At 41.5% G+C, this 16255-nt stretch carries 13 protein-coding genes; 7 read left to right on the top strand and 6 right to left on the bottom strand.

Features of this window, described 5'->3' with window-relative positions:
- Nucleotides 1-18 precede the first annotated feature (18 nt).
- The 5 genes from menD to menE are packed head-to-tail and all read left to right on the top strand — an operon-like array spanning nt 19 to nt 5700.
- Nucleotides 19-1692 (top strand): 2-succinyl-5-enolpyruvyl-6-hydroxy-3-cyclohexene-1-carboxylic-acid synthase, encoded by a 1674-nt coding sequence (gene menD / locus P3L56_RS12685; protein WP_198860729.1) that lies wholly within the window; start codon nt 19-21, stop codon nt 1690-1692.
- On the top strand, nt 1692-2456 hold the full coding sequence (gene menH, locus P3L56_RS12680; RefSeq protein ID WP_198860728.1) for a 2-succinyl-6-hydroxy-2,4-cyclohexadiene-1-carboxylate synthase: 765 nt from the start codon (nt 1692-1694) through the stop codon (nt 2454-2456). The genes menD and menH overlap by 1 nt, the downstream gene beginning before the upstream one ends.
- A gap of 12 nt (nt 2457-2468) precedes the next feature.
- Nucleotides 2469-3326, top strand: a complete 858-nt coding sequence (menB, locus tag P3L56_RS12675; protein WP_042844425.1) for a 1,4-dihydroxy-2-naphthoyl-CoA synthase — start codon at nt 2469-2471, stop codon at nt 3324-3326.
- Nucleotides 3326-4297, top strand: a complete 972-nt coding sequence (gene menC / locus P3L56_RS12670; RefSeq protein WP_042844424.1) for an o-succinylbenzoate synthase — start codon at nt 3326-3328, stop codon at nt 4295-4297. Before menB ends, menC begins: the two co-directional genes overlap by 1 nt.
- Nucleotides 4285-5700, top strand: coding sequence for an o-succinylbenzoate--CoA ligase (menE, locus tag P3L56_RS12665; RefSeq protein WP_210831862.1), 1416 nt, complete (start codon nt 4285-4287; stop codon nt 5698-5700). Before menC ends, menE begins: the two co-directional genes overlap by 13 nt.
- A 34-nt stretch (nt 5701-5734) precedes the next feature.
- Here menE and P3L56_RS12660 read toward each other — a convergent pair whose 3' ends face one another.
- Nucleotides 5735-7177 (bottom strand): catalase, encoded by a 1443-nt coding sequence (locus tag P3L56_RS12660; RefSeq protein ID WP_042844421.1) that lies wholly within the window; start codon nt 7175-7177, stop codon nt 5735-5737.
- A 334-nt stretch (nt 7178-7511) separates the two neighbouring features.
- Between P3L56_RS12660 and P3L56_RS12655 the strand changes: the two genes are divergently transcribed.
- Nucleotides 7512-8054 (top strand): YfaZ family outer membrane protein, encoded by a 543-nt coding sequence (locus P3L56_RS12655; RefSeq protein WP_042844420.1) that lies wholly within the window; start codon nt 7512-7514, stop codon nt 8052-8054.
- A gap of 186 nt (nt 8055-8240) precedes the next feature.
- Here P3L56_RS12655 and P3L56_RS12650 read toward each other — a convergent pair whose 3' ends face one another.
- Both P3L56_RS12650 and tyrP read right to left on the bottom strand, forming a co-directional pair.
- The gene (locus P3L56_RS12650) at nt 8241-9155 is read right to left on the bottom strand and encodes an Rpn family recombination-promoting nuclease/putative transposase (RefSeq protein WP_131680531.1); all 915 of its coding nucleotides are present in this window, start codon (nt 9153-9155) and stop codon (nt 8241-8243) included.
- Nucleotides 9156-9422: 267 nt separating this feature from the next.
- Nucleotides 9423-10631: a tyrosine transporter TyrP gene (gene tyrP, locus P3L56_RS12645; RefSeq protein ID WP_042844418.1), complete on the bottom strand. Its 1209-nt coding sequence runs from the start codon at nt 10629-10631 to the stop codon at nt 9423-9425.
- A 412-nt stretch (nt 10632-11043) separates the two neighbouring features.
- On the opposite strand from tyrP, the gene P3L56_RS12640 reads away from it, so the two are divergent.
- Nucleotides 11044-12384, top strand: coding sequence for an anaerobic C4-dicarboxylate transporter (locus tag P3L56_RS12640; RefSeq protein ID WP_048607497.1), 1341 nt, complete (start codon nt 11044-11046; stop codon nt 12382-12384).
- A 78-nt stretch (nt 12385-12462) separates the two neighbouring features.
- Here P3L56_RS12640 and yfaE read toward each other — a convergent pair whose 3' ends face one another.
- Genes yfaE through nrdA form a run of 3 tightly spaced genes read right to left on the bottom strand, consistent with a single transcriptional unit; the run spans nt 12463 to nt 16168 of the window.
- Entirely contained in the window at nt 12463-12726 is a 264-nt protein-coding gene (gene yfaE, locus P3L56_RS12635; RefSeq protein ID WP_042844415.1) for a class I ribonucleotide reductase maintenance protein YfaE, read from the bottom strand.
- 2 nt (nt 12727-12728) lie between these two features.
- Complete coding sequence (gene nrdB, locus P3L56_RS12630; RefSeq protein ID WP_042844414.1) at nt 12729-13865, bottom strand: class Ia ribonucleoside-diphosphate reductase subunit beta; 1137 nt, start codon at nt 13863-13865, stop codon at nt 12729-12731.
- 11 nt (nt 13866-13876) lie between these two features.
- Nucleotides 13877-16168: a class 1a ribonucleoside-diphosphate reductase subunit alpha gene (nrdA, locus tag P3L56_RS12625; RefSeq protein ID WP_042844413.1), complete on the bottom strand. Its 2292-nt coding sequence runs from the start codon at nt 16166-16168 to the stop codon at nt 13877-13879.
- Between the last annotated feature and the right edge of the window lie 87 nt (nt 16169-16255).

Genomic DNA, 16255 nt, shown 5'->3' with positions numbered 1-16255 from the left:
TAATTTGCTGAGCATATTATGTCTAATTCTGCTTTTAATATCCGTTGGGCTGAAGTGATTATTGAAGCGCTTGCTCGTCACGGTATGAAACATATTTGTATTGCGCCAGGCTCACGCTCTACGCCTTTGACTCTTGCGGCAATTAATAATGCAAAATTACACTGCCATACGCATTTTGATGAGCGTGGTTTAGGGCATTTGGCCCTAGGTTTAGCGAAAGCGAGCAATGAACCCGTTGGTGTTATTGTCACTTCAGGCACTGCTGTCGCTAACCTTTATCCTTCATTAATTGAAGCGGGCTTAACGGGGGAGAAAGTTATCTTCCTGACCGCAGATAGGCCTCCAGAATTAATTGATTGTGGTGCTAACCAAGCTATTCGCCAAGCCCATATTTTTGCTTCACATCCCGCTCAGTCATTAATGTTACCGCGCCCAACGCGCGATATTTCAGCCAAATGGCTGGTGTCAGCGGTGGATAACGGTATGAATCAACTCCATCATGGCGCTTTTCATATTAATTGCCCATTTGCTGAGCCGCTTTACGGTGAAAGTGAAGGCGATTATGAATGGCAGCAGACATTGGGTGACTGGTGGAACTCAAATCATCCATGGCTAAGTGAACCCTTAACTAATTCTGTTGCGCTCGTAGCTGATTGGTATTTTTGGCGACAGAAAAAAGGGGTTGTTATTGCCGGGAGAATGAATGCAAATGAGGGTGAAAAGGTCACTAAATGGGCTGAACAATTGGGGTGGCCAGTATTAGGTGATGTATTATCACAAACAGGGCAACCTTACCCTTGCGCAGATTTATGGCTTCAACACCCCGATGCTATTCGTATTTTAAAGCAAGCAGAATTAGTCGTGCAGTTTGGCTCAAGCCTGACAGGAAAACGGTTATTGCAGTGGCAAGCGAGTTGTGAACCACAAGAATACTGGGTAATCGATACAATTCCACAGCGCTTAGACCCTGCAAATCATACTGGTCGCAAATTAACATGCTCAATTAAAGGTTGGTTAGAAAACCACCCCGCACAACCCCGCAGCTTATGGTGTGAGGAGCTTGTTACCTTAGCGCAGAAAGCACAACACTACGTGCATCAACAGTTAAGCGAGCAATTTTCAGAGGCCGCCATAGCGCATCAGTTGCCCGAATTATTGCCATCTCGCGGGCAGTTATTTGTTGGCAATAGCTTAATCGTACGCTTAGTCGATGCTCTAGCTCAATTACCGATGAACTACCCTGTGTATAGTAATCGTGGCGCAAGTGGCATTGATGGGCTGATTTCAACAATGGCGGGAGTGCAGCGAGCAACGGCAAGGCCAACGCTCGGGATTGTTGGGGACCTTTCTGCATTATATGATTTAAACAGCTTAGCATTATTACGTTCACCTTCAGCACCAACTGTTCTGATTATTGTGAACAATAATGGTGGGCAAATTTTTTCTATGTTGCCCACACCGGAAGAGGCAAGAACAAACTATTATTGTATGCCGCAAAACGTGAGTTTTGAACCTGCCGCAAAAATGTTTGGTTTACAGTACTGCGCCTCAACGGATTGGCATTCGTTGAAAGAGGCTATCCAGCAATTTTGGCACAATCAGCACGGTACATTACTTGTGGAACTGGTGGTTGATAGCGATGAGGGTGCTCGTACTTTAAAACAATTAGTCAGCGATATCTCGGAGTTATAATGCTGTCAGCTCAACGTTATCACACGAATGCTTCAGGCCCTTGGTTAGTGTGGTTACATGGGCTACTGGGCAGCGCAAATGATTGGCTTCCAGTGATTGAGCAATTCAATAACTACCCATCATTAGCAGTCAATTTGCCGGGTCACGGCGCGTCGAAATCGGAAACTAATCATGGTTTTTTGCATTTTGACCAACAACTTAGTGCTGTATTACAGTATTATCAAATCCATGAATATTACCTAGTTGGTTATTCATTAGGTGCCCGCCTTGCAATGCATTTTGCCTGTTATCATCAGCCAAAGGGGTTATTAGGCTTAGTGATAGAAGGGGGGAATGTTGGTTTGAACAGTGAGCAAGAACGGGTAGAGCGCAGAGCAAATGATGCTGCATGGGCACTGCGTTTTCGCTGCGAACCGATGAAACAAGTTCTGGATAGCTGGTATCAACAAAACGTGTTTGCTGACTTATCACCACTGCAACGCCAACAGTTAGTTTTATTACGCCAACAAAATAGCCCACAAGGAATTGCTGATATGTTAGAAAATACATCATTAGCAAAGCAACCTTTTTTGGCTGACAAATTGCACCAACTGGATTGCCCTTATCGCTATTTCTGTGGCGATAGAGATCAAAAGTTTCGAAGCGTTTCGCAACAATACGCTTTGCCGTTAACGCTGATTGAAAATGCAGGGCATAATGCTCATCGGGAAAACCCAATAGGTTATGCGGCTGCACTTCACCATTTTTTATCACAATGTGGTTAAAGGAATCTGATAATGATTTATCCAAGCGAAGAAAAATTATACGCGCCAATTGAATGGCAAGATTGTTCTACAGGGTTTGAAGATATTCGATATCATAAATCTCCTGAAGGGATTGCAAAAATTACGATTAACCGCCCTGAAGTGCGTAATGCTTTCCGCCCACAAACTGTGAAAGAGATGATCCAGGCATTATCTGATGCACGTTATGATGACCAAATAGGCACTATTATTTTAACTGGTGAGGGTGAAAAAGCTTTCTGTGCAGGGGGCGACCAAAAAATTCGTGGTGACTACGGTGGGTATCGCGATGAAAGTGGCACACACCATTTAAATGTCTTAGATTTCCAACGCCAAATACGTACCTGCCCAAAACCAGTTGTGGCGATGGTCGCCGGTTTCTCTATCGGCGGCGGTCATGTTTTACATATGATGTGTGACTTAACTATTGCGGCTGATAACGCCATATTTGGTCAAACGGGCCCTAAAGTTGGTTCATTTGACGGTGGCTGGGGCGCATCGTATATGGCACGTATTGTTGGGCAGAAAAAAGCACGTGAAATTTGGTTCCTATGCCGCCAATACAATGCACAGGAAGCATTGGAGATGGGGCTAGTCAATACTGTAGTTCCTTATGCCGATTTAGAAAAAGAAACGGTACGCTGGTGTCGTGAAATGCTAGAAAATAGCCCGATGGCATTACGTTGTTTGAAAGCTGCCTTGAATGCAGATTGTGATGGTCAAGCTGGCCTGCAAGAACTGGCGGGTAATGCAACAATGCTATTTTATATGACAGATGAAGGTCAGGAAGGGCGCAATGCTTTTAACGAAAAACGCGCGCCAGACTTTTCTAAATATAAGCGTAATCCATAATGCGTAAAGCCACACTCTATTCGTTCAGCCTGCCAATGGAGGCAGGCGTCATCCTTCGTTATCAGCGTTTAAAAACTCGTGATGGGTTATTAGTCTGCTTAAAAGAGGGCGATAACGAAGGTTGGGGGGAGATTTCCCCTCTACCAGAGTTCAGTTCAGAAACATTAGAACAAGCAACCGCCGAAACTATTGTTCGATTGAATGAATGGATAAAACACGGCAAAATTTCTGAAAGTCTATTGCCTTCTGTTGCATTTGGTTGCAGTTGTGCACTTGCAGAATTGACTGGTGAATTGCCTGAGTCAGCGGATTATCGCAAAGCTCCTTTATGCAGTGGTGACCCCGATGATTTAATTCTAAGCCTTGATGCGATGGATGGTGAAAAGGTGGCTAAGGTCAAGGTTGGGTTATATGAAGCGGTACGTGATGGGATGGTCGTTAACCTATTATTAGAGGCAGTACCCGAGCTTAAATTGCGTTTAGATGCTAATCGGAGCTGGACTCGTGCGAAAGCTGACGGTTTTGCGAAGTATGTTAATCCTGACTATCGAAGCCGTATTGCATTCTTGGAAGAGCCCTGTAAAACCCGTGAAGAATCGTTGAAATTTGCAATGGATACGGGGATTAACATTGCTTGGGATGAAAGCGTGCGTGAAGACGGCTTTAAAGTCGAAGCGCAGGAAGGGGTTGCGGCAATTGTGATTAAACCAACATTGACGGGTAGCCTTAATTATTGCCGCTCTTTAGTTGAGGATGCGCATCGTTTAGGCTTACAAGCTGTGATTAGCTCATCCATTGAAAGCAGTTTTGGTTTAACACAATTAGCGCGTGTTGCACAGTGGTTAACACCAAACACTATTCCTGGTTTGGACACCGTTTCATTGATCCAATCGCAATTGATCCGTCCTTGGCCCCAGTGCGAAATAGCTGTTCAGCAACTCGATGAATTAACGGTCGTATGGCAGAGTTAATCCATTTTAATGACTGGCCTTGGCAACATTGGGCCAATCTTTACCCCGATTCAATCGCATTATTGACGGATTCTGAGCGTATTACTTGGAAAGCCTTAAGCCAACAGGTCACCGACCTTGCCAATTACTTTTCAATGCAAGGGGTCAATCAAGGGCAATGTGTTGTCTTACGAGGTAAAAACTCTGTCGAATTGTTGCTAAGCCAGTTAGCTCTTATTGCTTGTGGTGCAAGGGTGTTGCCTCTTAACCCGCGTCTACCAGAAAGGTTATTAGGGGAACTATTGCCACACCTTGATGTGAGTGCTGCTATTGATTTTACTGGTGAATCAGGTGTCTTAGCTGAGTATCGAAACTTAGATTATCAGCAGTATTATCATTTTATTGATGATAATGCTTTTCAGACAGTTGATTTTTTGACCGCATTAGAACAACCCGCAACACTCATATTAACTTCCGGCTCAACCGGCTTACCAAAAGCCGTCGTTCACAGTGTATTTGCCCACTTATGTAGTGCAAAAGGGGTTGTCAGTGTGATGAGTTATCAACAAGCGGATTGTTGGTTGCTTTCTTTGCCGCTATTTCATGTTTCAGGACAAGGTATTATTTGGCGCTGGCTACTCCAAGGGGGCAGTTTAGCGTTGAAAACCTCACCATTGGCAGAAGCCTTGCAGGATGTTACGCACGCATCCCTAGTTCCAACACAATTATGGCGTTTGTTAAACGAAGAAACTGCCAGTCAGCTTGTGTTAAAAGAAGTTTTGTTGGGGGGGGCGATGATACCTACGACACTCACAGATTTAGCAGAAAGCCACGGAATTGCTTGCTGGAGTGGTTATGGGATGACTGAAATGGCATCCACTGTTTGTGCTAAACGTGCAAATGGTAAAAAAGGTGTCGGCTTACCATTAAAAGGTAAGCAAGTACGTATTATTAATGATGAAATCCAAATCAAGGCAGATAGCCAAGCAATAGGGTATTGGTTTGATGGTGAGGTCAAGCCGTTAAACTGTATTGACGGCTGGTTTAAAACCAATGATAAAGGCACTTTTACTGAAGGTGAGTACCAGATACTCGGTCGATTAGACAATTTATTTATCAGTGGAGGTGAAAATATTCAACCAGAAGATATCGAATCCGTCATAAACTCTCACCCTGATGTCAGCCAAAGTTTTATTATTCCTGTTGATGATGAACAATTTGGTCAACGGCCAGTCGCAGTCATTGAAATTAATGAAACAACGGATTTAAATAAACTGGCAGATTGGTTGAAAGATAAACTCGCCTCCTATCAATATCCTACAGCGTTTTATTATTTAGCTCCTGAGCTGAAAGCTGGCGGGATCAAAGTTTCTCGCCAACAAGTAAAACACTGGCTATATACAAAGGCAGTGTTTAGTCATTAAAAAGTGGCAGGGATTCTCCTGCCACTCAAGCGAATTATTTTTTCAGAGCGTTTAATGCTTTTTCCACGCCTGCACCATACTCAGGGTGAACTTGTTTAAATAACCCAATTTGGCGTATTTGGGTTTCTTCTGTTGCGTCAATCAGTTCCCCCGCAATACGTTTAAACATTCTTTGATGTTCTGCATCATCCAGTAGTTCATATAAGGCGCGAGGCTGGCTGAAATAGTCTTGGTCTTCACGATGATCCCAATGGTCAGCAGCACCTTCGATAGATAATGGCGGCTCACTGAAATCCGGTTGTTCTTGGAATAAGCCTGCTTCATTTGGCTCATAAGTGACATTATTGCCACTATTGCCATCCACACGCATAGCTCCATCACGATGGTAATTGTGGAATGGGCAGCGAGGTGCGTTTACAGGGATTTGGTGGTGGTTGACGCCAAGGCGGTAACGGTGCGCATCGCCATAAGAGAATAAACGCCCTTGTAACATTCTATCTGGTGAGAAACCAATACCCGGGACGATATTTGCTGGGCTGAATGCAGCTTGTTCGACATCAGAAAAATAATTATCTGGGTTACGGTTAAGTTCAAAATAGCCAACATCAATTAATGGGTAATCCTTATGTGGCCAGACTTTAGTTAGGTCAAATGGGTTATAAGGAACTTGCGATGCTTCTTTCTCAGGCATGATTTGAACCTGTAAGTTCCAGCGAGGAAAGTCACCTTTTTCAATAGATTCAAATAAATCACGTTGTGAGCTTTCTCTATCTTTACCGACTAATTGTTCTGCTTGCTCATCAGAGAGGTTTTGGATGCCTTGTTGGCAGCGGAAATGGAATTTGACCCAAAATCGCTCGTTATCACTATTGATAAAGCTATAAGTATGGCTACCAAAACCGTGCATATGACGGTAACTTTGAGGGATGCCTCGATCACTCGCATCAATGGTCAATTGGTGCAAAGATTCAGGTAACTGAGAGAAAAATGCCCACTTATGTTCCATAGTACGTAAATTAGAGCGTGGATCGCGCTTAACCACGTGGTTTAAATCAGGGAATTTCAAAGGGTCACGGAAGTAAAAAACTGGGGTATTGTTACCAACCATATCCCAGTTACCTTCTTCTGTATAAAATTTCAGTGCAAAACCTCGGATATCACGTTCTGCATCTGCGGCACCACGCTCACCTGCAACGGTAGAAAAACGGGCAAACATTTCGGTTTTTTTTCCAATTTGTGAGAAAATTTTTGCCCTTGTGTAACGGGTAATATCATGTGTCACCGTAAAGGTACCGAATGAGCCTGAACCTTTTGCATGCATGCGTCTTTCTGGGATCACTTCACGGTCAAAATGAGCCAGTTTTTCTAAAAACCAAACATCCTGTAATAACATAGGGCCGCGTTTACCCGCGGTCATGACATTATTATTATTGGCGACGGGAGCGCCAGAAGCGGTAGTAAGCCCTTTCTTTTTCATCAAAATACTCCTAATTCTGGATTAAATGACTACACAAACCTAACTAATAAGTTAATCTTTTGTAAAAAAATAAAATCATTACTACAATGAACCTATAAACCAGTATAATTACCATGGTATTAATAATCTAATTAATATGACCAATTACTGTGATTAACATGGCAATAGTGGTATTTATATTACTGTTATTGAATGATATACCTTTGATTTGATAAAATTATTTGAGAATTTGTCGTATTTTATGTATAGCTTGAGTAAATCTGAGTAATAAAGACTGAGGATTACGTAAAATTCGCGTAGTATCCGCATGTAATAATTTGAAGAGGATAAGATAATGCGCAAAGTATTGTTATTAGCAGCGGCCATGTCGCCATTTTTTGTTGGTACTGCACAAGCAGTTTCAGTTAGTGCTCAAGCAGGTAAACATTTTACGGAATTGTCTGCTGGGTTGGGTAACCCAAATGCCGGTTTAGCGTTTAATGGTTCTTGGGCGCGCAGTGACCATGATGGTCAAATGGGGAGCCTCGGCGCTACATTTGGTTTGCCAATTGGGCCTTTTTCTGCTCATGTTGGTGGTAAAGGGTTATATTTATCGCCTGATAACAATAGTAATGGTGCTGCATTAGCTGTTGGTGGTGGGGTAAATTGGCAAGCTTTGCCTTCATTAAATATTTATGGTGAAGCTTATGGTGCTCCTGAGCAACTGACATCAGGCAGCAAATCGTACGTAGAAGCTAAAGCGGGCGCACGTTACACGGTATTCAAGCCGTTATCTATTGATGCTGGGTATCGGTTAATTGAAATGAAAGGTAGCCATGGCAACAACAGTGATAAAGTTGCAGATGGTTGGTATGTGGGAGCAGGGCTTTCATTTTAAAACTTTTCTCGTATTTTAATCAGTTCCTAATCCGGGATTAGCCCCTTAGATTGGGAACTGATAATTCCACCTTATTTTTTATTATCATAAATATTCTTTATTTAAAAGCCGCTTGAAACAAAATAATAACTAAGCTTATTTATTACGATGTTGCTCACATTGCACATACTAATAGCTGTTAGAGGGTTACTGTAATGAAACCAGTACTTCACGGCTTAACCCCGTGCTTTCCATAATAATTTCTAGGCTAACCCCTTGTTTAAGTAAATTACTCGCCAAAACAATTGTTGCCTCTTCTCGCCCTCTCTCAATGCCTTCAAGTAGACCTTCTTGGCGGCCTTTATCCTGTAACCGCTGTGCAATATTCATTATAGTTTCCTTATGTTTTTCGGTTTGCTCCCCCAATGCCTGCACAATATGTTCGAAATTAGTGGAGTCCAACGCAATGAACAAATAATTCAAGATAGTCACGATATCATTATCGCTATTATAGTGTTGATTAAGTGCCTGTGCCAAGAGCGGCAGAACTTGCTGAAATTCATCCCGTAAATACTTATGTTTCATCGCCAGCTCCATGACAGCGACTTTCCGATGATTAACCAATTGACTATCCTCTATTACCGTGACATCTACCAATGGGAATGGCTGTGTGTATAGCCCATTAGCGATATCTGGGAGTGTAAAACAATCCGTCCATAATTGCGTATAGGGGTATGGAGACCGCCCACCGTGATAAAAAAGAACTGGCACTACAAGAGGGGGCGTCTTATTACCTTGTTGCAGATGTTGGTTCATCGCTAAAAACGCATAATGCATTAAACGCCAAGCCATAAGTTTATCTGGGGTTGACTGGTGTTCGACTAAAAGATAAAGGTAACCTTTTCCGTGGGTTGTTTGCACTGAATATAAAACATCGGATAAACGTGAGCGCAGTTGTTTATCAATAAATGAAGAGTTAGTTAGGGCTAGCGTATTAAAATCACATAATGACTTAATATGATTAGGGAGGTGAATATCAAAAAAGTCTCGGGCATTCTCAATTTTCGTCATAAAGCCTTTAAAAGCGGCATCATGTGCAGTAGATATCCGTTTTTTCTGCATCCAATTATCCTTATTGGCAGCCAATGATAACAAGCAGTAACGTCACTACACCACAATAGAATAAGCAGACAAAGTTGTCTGCTCGGTATTATTTACTGATAAGGAGTGATATTTTGGAGGTAAATTTTAAGAGGTGTATTAACGTAGAGTAAAATATAGGAGTGATGAATGATTGGGTTAATGGATAAAGGTAATAACAATAAAACTCAATCCTGAGTAAAAGACTTCAAATGGCATGATATTGAAGTCTTTTACTTTATCGAGAGCTTACCCAACGTTTGGTAAAAAACCAGCAACAATAGCAAATTGGATAGCGATGACAGCGATACCGCAAAGTAGCACTAAACCTAATATTGGTGTGCCACCCTTAACTTGGTATTCACCTTGCGTTTCAACTTTACGCACCCGTAAGGTTAAGAGCGCAGGGATAATCAGTGCAAGAACAGACAGTGCAACAGCAGCATAAGTTAAGGCCTGCACGAAACTGCTAAAAAATAAGGCAGCTAACAGCGGCGGTATGAAGGTTAATAAACCTGTTTGAATGCGACCAAATAGGTGGTTACTGCGCTTAAATAGGTCGGCAAGATAATCAAATAGGCCAAGGGCAACACCTAAAAAGGAAGTCGCTAAGGCTAAATCCATAAATAAACTAACAGCGATATTTACGCGGGGTGTAGCCACAACATCACGGATTGCAGTCAGTAGCCCGTTTAGGCCAGATTGTTGCGCAAGGATCCCGATAAACGTATGAGAGGGAATTGACCCAAGCGTTGCGATTTGCCACAGAATATAGGCGACTAGTGGGATAGCACTACCCGTAATAAAAATCATACGTAATTTACGTACATCACCATTCATATAGTTCACCAAGCTAGGCACGCTTCCATGGAACCCAAATGAAGTGAATATAACGGGCACGGCAGCAAGAAGTAGGCCTTTTTCAACTGGCATTGTGCTTAAGTTAATAGCTTCGGCATGGGGCATCATCACGACTAACATAATCACTAAAAAAACAGTTTTTGCAGTGAATAAAATTCGATTAATAAAGTCTACAGAGTGGGTGCCTATGCAGACAATCGCACCCCCGATAATTGTGAACGCAATAATGGCAGTATCCGTCGAAATGTTAATACCCCACCATGAAGAAAAACTGTCTGAAATTAGAACACCGGCACCGCCAATATATGCAGTCGTTAAGGCGTACATTAATAACAGCATACTGAGGCCTGTTACTATTTGCCCTGTGGGACCTAGATATTTCTTAGCAACAGACCCTAATCCCATGTTGGCTGGGTTATGTTGATATACTTCAACTAATAGCAATGAGGTATAGCTCATTAACATCCACAAACCAACAAGCAAACAGACGATGCCTGTGAAACCGACACCTGCAGCAGCAAGTGGCATTGCCAGCATCCCAGCCCCTATTGTTGTTCCTGCAACGATTAACACACTGCCAAGCGTACGATTCTTCACAAGTTCCTCTAATTGAAATTAATTTATTAATAAGTGCAGCAGATTATGCGATTGCACGTGCGCTGTCAAATGTAAATTACAGGTGGTGTATATATATATTTACACCTTAAATTTAGTTGAGACTAAAAGAATAGCTAAATAAATACAGGTTAATTAAATGAAAAAATAATGAGAGATAAACGTAAATTCAAAGAGGAGGCATATGTTAAAAAATAGAGGGTAATTAATTGATTTTTCTATATAGACTAATTAACTGGGCAGTATGGCAGTTACTTAAGGTGAATTGTGTGATGGGGCTATAACAAAAGCATAAAAAATAAAATTAAATTGATTTTGAAATTATCATAAATCAAATTAATGAATATAAATCATCCGGATAATATAGGCAGACATATCTATAAAGGATGAAACTATGGACTTCATGATACAACTTGCCATTATCCTTGTTTGCTTGTTTTACGGAGCAAAAAAAGGTGGGATGGCGTTAGGGCTTTTGGGTGGTGTTGGTCTCGTAATTTTAGTTTTTGGGTTTGGCTTACCGCCAGGAAAACCGCCTGTTGATGTTATGCTTGTTATCATTGCTGTTGTTGCCGCATCAGCAACGTTACAAGCATCAGGCGGTTTAGATGTCATGCTGCAAATTGCAGAACGATTACTACGGAAAAACCCTAAATACATCTCTATTGTGGCACCATTTGTGACATGCATTTTAACCATTTTGTGTGGTACAGGGCATGTTGTTTATACTATTTTACCTATCATTTATGATGCAGCGATTAAAAACAATATTCGACCAGAAAGACCAATGGCTGCAAGTAGTATTGGTGCACAAATGGGGATTATAGCTAGCCCTGTATCAGTGGCTGTTGTTTCACTCGTTGCAATGTTAAATGGGGTGACGATAAACGGGCAATCTCTTGAATTTCTAGATTTATTGGCCATTACTATCCCATCAACATTATTAGGTATTTTAGCTATTGGTATCTTTAGTTGGTTTAGGGGGAAAGATCTTGATAAAGACCCCGTATTCCAAGAGTTTATTTCTGTCCCTGAAAACCATGATTATGTATATGGTGACAGTGTGACATTACTGGATAAAAAACTGCCTAAAATTAATTGGGTAGCGATGTGGATTTTCCTAGCATCTATTGCAGTCGTTGCATTATTAGGCGCTTTTTCTGAATTAAGACCACTAGTGAATGGTAAACCACTTTCTATGGTATTAGTGATCCAGATGTTTATGTTATTGGCAGGAGCGCTAATTATTATCATCTGTAAAACTAATCCAGGGCAAATATCGAAGAATGAAGTTTTCCGCTCAGGGATGATTGCTATTGTTGCGGTATATGGTATCGCATGGATGGCTGAAACCATGTTTGGTGCACACATGGATGAGATCAAAGGAACACTTGGTTCTTTAGTTAAGGATTTCCCATGGGCATATGCGGTTATTTTACTATTGGTGTCTAAATTCGTTAATTCACAAGCAGCGGCATTGGCAGCGGTTGTGCCTATCGCATTAGGAATTGGTGTTGACCCTGCTTATATTATTGCTTCTGCGCCAGCTTGTTATGGTTATTATATTTTACCAACTTATCCTAGTGACCTTGCAGCGATTCAATTTGACCGCTCAGGAACAACACGTATCGGTAAATTTGTTATCAACCACAGTTTTATCTTGCCGGGGTTAATTGGGGTGGGCGTCTCTTGCGTATTTGGCTGGGTATTTGCCGCTTTATATGGTTACCTATAAACCGATAGCAATCTCATAAGATGAAAAGCGATTGCATGGAAAGTCAATTACCATGCAATCGCTAACGATATTAAACTATCAACCAATTTCAATGTCAGAAAGCGGGTGGCAACAACAAGGTAATATTTCACCTTCTTGAACAAATGCCAAAGGTTTACGCTTATAGCCGACTTTTCCACGTAATAACATCACACGACATGAACCACAGTAGCCTTCACGGCATTGATATTCGACAGGAACACGGCTATCTTCGAGAGCTTCCAATAAACACGAATGGATTTCAGTATGGAAGGGAACTTGAACACCCTGCGTTAATCGCAGGGTGATTTTATGGCTAGCCATAATTACAGTTCGAAGTCGCTCAGGTCGTCGGTATCGACTTGAGAGTCAATTTGACCAACTAGGTAAGAACTAACTTCAACTTCTTGAGGTGCGACCTGTACGTTATCTGAAACTAACCATGCGTTAATCCATGGTATCGGGTTGGAGCGCCCTTCGAAAGGTAATTTCAAACCTACCGCTTGCATACGGATATTAGTAATGTATTCAACGTATTGGCATAAAATATCTTTATTTAAACCAATCATTGAACCTTCACTAAATAGGTAATCAGCCCACTCTTTTTCTTGTTCCGCTGCTTGTACGAACAAGTCGTAGCATTCTTGTTCACATTCCGCTGCAATTTCTGCCATTTCAGGGTCATCTTGACCTGAACGCAATAGGTTAAGCATGTGTTGAGTACCGGTTAGGTGCAACGCTTCATCACGTGCAATTAGCTTGATGATTTTTGCATTCCCTTCCATCAGTTCACGCTCAGCAAAAGCAAATGAACAAGCAAAACTAACATAAAAACGGATGGCTTCTAGGGCATTGACACTCATTAAGCACAGGTAAAGTTGCTTTTTAAGTTGGCGTAGAGAAACGGTGACTTGCTTGCCATTACAATTATGAGTGCCTTCACCAAACATATGGTAGTAGTTAGTCATTTCGATTAGGTCATCATAAAAACCAGAAATGTCTTTTGCACGCTTTAAAATTTCTTCATTTTCAACAATATCATCAAAAATGATGGCAGGGTCATTTACGATATTACGAATAATATGCGTATAAGAACGTGAGTGAATAGTTTCAGAAAATGCCCACGTTTCTACCCAAGTCTCTAACTCAGGAATTGAAATTAATGGCAACAGAGCCACATTTGGGCTGCGACCCTGAATAGAGTCAAGCAGCGTTTGGTATTTCAGATTACTGATGAAAATATGCTTTTCGTGTTCTGGCAATGCATTATAGTCAATGCGGTCGCGTGACACGTCAACTTCTTCTGGTCGCCAGAAAAATGACAGTTGTTTTTCAATCAGTTTTTCAAAAATAGGGTATTTTTGCTGATCATAGCGTGCCACGTTAACCGGCTGGCCGAAAAACATCGGTTCCAGCATTTGGTCATTTTTCTTCTGTGAAAACGTTGTATATGTATGTGACATAACCATTCCTATTAAATTTTACACGCGCCGCCTTCGCAATCGGAATCTGCTGACTCAACAACTTCTTCCAGATCACCTTGCACATCTTCCGCGCCATCGCGGGTGTTATGATAGTAAAGTGTTTTCACACCAAACTTATAGGCGAGCAATAAATCTTTTAGCAATTGGTTCATTGGTACTTTACCGCTCTCGAAACGAGTTGGGTCATAGTTTGTGTTTGCAGATATCGACTGGTCGATAAATTTCTGCATGATACCAACGAGTTGTAAATAACCGCTATTTGAAGGCATTTGCCATAACAGTTCATAAGCACTTTTAAGATTTTCGTAATCAGGGACGACCTGACGTAAGATGCCATCTTTAGATGCTTTAATACTGATGTAACCACGTGGCGGCTCAATACCATTGGTTGCGTTTGAAATCTGGGATGATGTTTCAGAAGGCATCAAAGCAGATAATGTAGAGTTACGCAGACCATGTTGTTTAATGTCTTGGCGAAGTGCTTCCCAATCATAATGTAAAGGCTCATTAGTTAACTTATCGAGTTCTTTTTTATAAGTATCGATCGGTAACACACCTTGTGCATAAGTGGTTTCATTGAACCATGGGCAAGCGCCTTGCTCTTTTGCTAGTTCATTTGAGGCTTTCAACAGGTAATATTGAATTGCTTCAAAGGTTTTATGCGTTAGATTATTTGCACTGCCATCGGAGTAACGAACACCATGTTTTGCCAAATAATAAGCATAGTTGATCACGCCAATACCTAAGGTACGACGGCCCATAGACCCTTGCTTCGCTGCAATAATTGGGTAATCTTGATAATCGAGTAGGGCATCTAACGCACGGACAGCTAACGTGGCTAATTCTTCTAACTCATCAAGGCTTTCAATTGCACCTAAGTTGAAAGCAGAAAGTGTACATAGCGCGATTTCACCATTTTCATCATTAATGTTATTTAATGGTTTTGTCGGTAATGCAATTTCTAAACACAGGTTCGATTGACGAACGGGTGCAACTTGTGGGTCAAATGGGCTATGTGTATTACAGTGGTCAACGTTTTGAATATAAATACGACCAGTAGATGCACGCTCTTGCATCATTAATGAAAATAGCTCAACGGCTTTTACGGCGGTCTTGCGAATATTTTCATCTTGTTCATATTTCACATACAAGCGTTCGAATTCTTCTTGATCGGCAAAGAAAGCGTCATAAAGACCTGGCACATCAGATGGGCTGAACAACGTGATATCTTGGTTTTTAATCAAGCGTTCGTACATCAATTTATTTAACTGAACGCCGTAGTCCATATGACGAACACGGTTACCTTCAACACCACGGTTATTTTTTAGAACCAATAAGCTTTCAACTTCTAAGTGCCAGATTGGGTAGAATAATGTTGCTGCACCACCGCGGACGCCACCTTGAGAACAAGATTTAACCGCTGTTTGGAAGTGCTTATAAAATGGTATACAGCCAGTATGGAATGCTTCACCACCACGAATAGGGCTACCTAATGCACGGATACGCCCTGCATTTACACCAATTCCTGCACGTTGTGAAACATATTTGACAATGGCACTTGATGTGGCGTTGATAGAATCAAGGCTGTCTCCACATTCAATTAGAACACAAGAACTAAATTGACGCGTAGGTGTACGTACCCCAGCCATAATTGGCGTAGGTAGTGAAATTTTGAAGGTAGATACGGCATCGTAGAAACGGCGAATGTAATCAAGACGTGTTTCTTTTGGGTAATGTGAAAATAGACAAGCCGCAACTAATATATATAAAAATTGCGCACTTTCGTATATTTCACCAGTTACGCGGTTTTGTACTAAATATTTGCCTTCGAGCTGTTTAACCGCAGCATAGGAAAAATTCATATCACGCCAATGGTCAATAAAACTATCCATTTGCTCGAACTCTGCTTCGGAGTAGTCTTCCAGCAAATGCTTATCATATTTCCCCATTTCAACGAGGTGTTTTACATGTGCATACAGTGCTGGTGGCTCAAATTGGCCATAGGCTTTCTTGCGTAGGTTAAATATCGCAAGACGTGCGGCAAGATATTGATAATCTGGTGTTTCACCAGTAATCAAATCGGCTGCTGCTTTGATCATCGTTTCGTGAATATCAGAAGTTCTGATCCCATCATAAAACTGAATCTGTGAACGTAACTCCACCTGAGAAACAGATACGTTACTGAGGCCTTCAGCAGCCCAGGTTATTACCTTGTGGATTTTATCGAGATTAATGCGTTCTTTATGTCCATCACGTTTTGTGACTAACAGACTCTGGTTCATGAGCAAATGCACCTTGGTTGAACAACAAATAGTGTAATGCAAACATAAAAAAGCCCATGGTTAAATGCCATGAGACTAGTTGTGTTA

Source organism: Providencia sp. PROV024, from assembly GCF_032709665.1.
In the GTDB taxonomy this organism is placed as follows: Bacteria; Pseudomonadota; Gammaproteobacteria; order Enterobacterales; family Enterobacteriaceae; genus Providencia; species Providencia huashanensis.
Note: the sequence above shows the minus strand (reverse complement) of the source record. Positions and strands in the feature narration are given on the sequence as shown.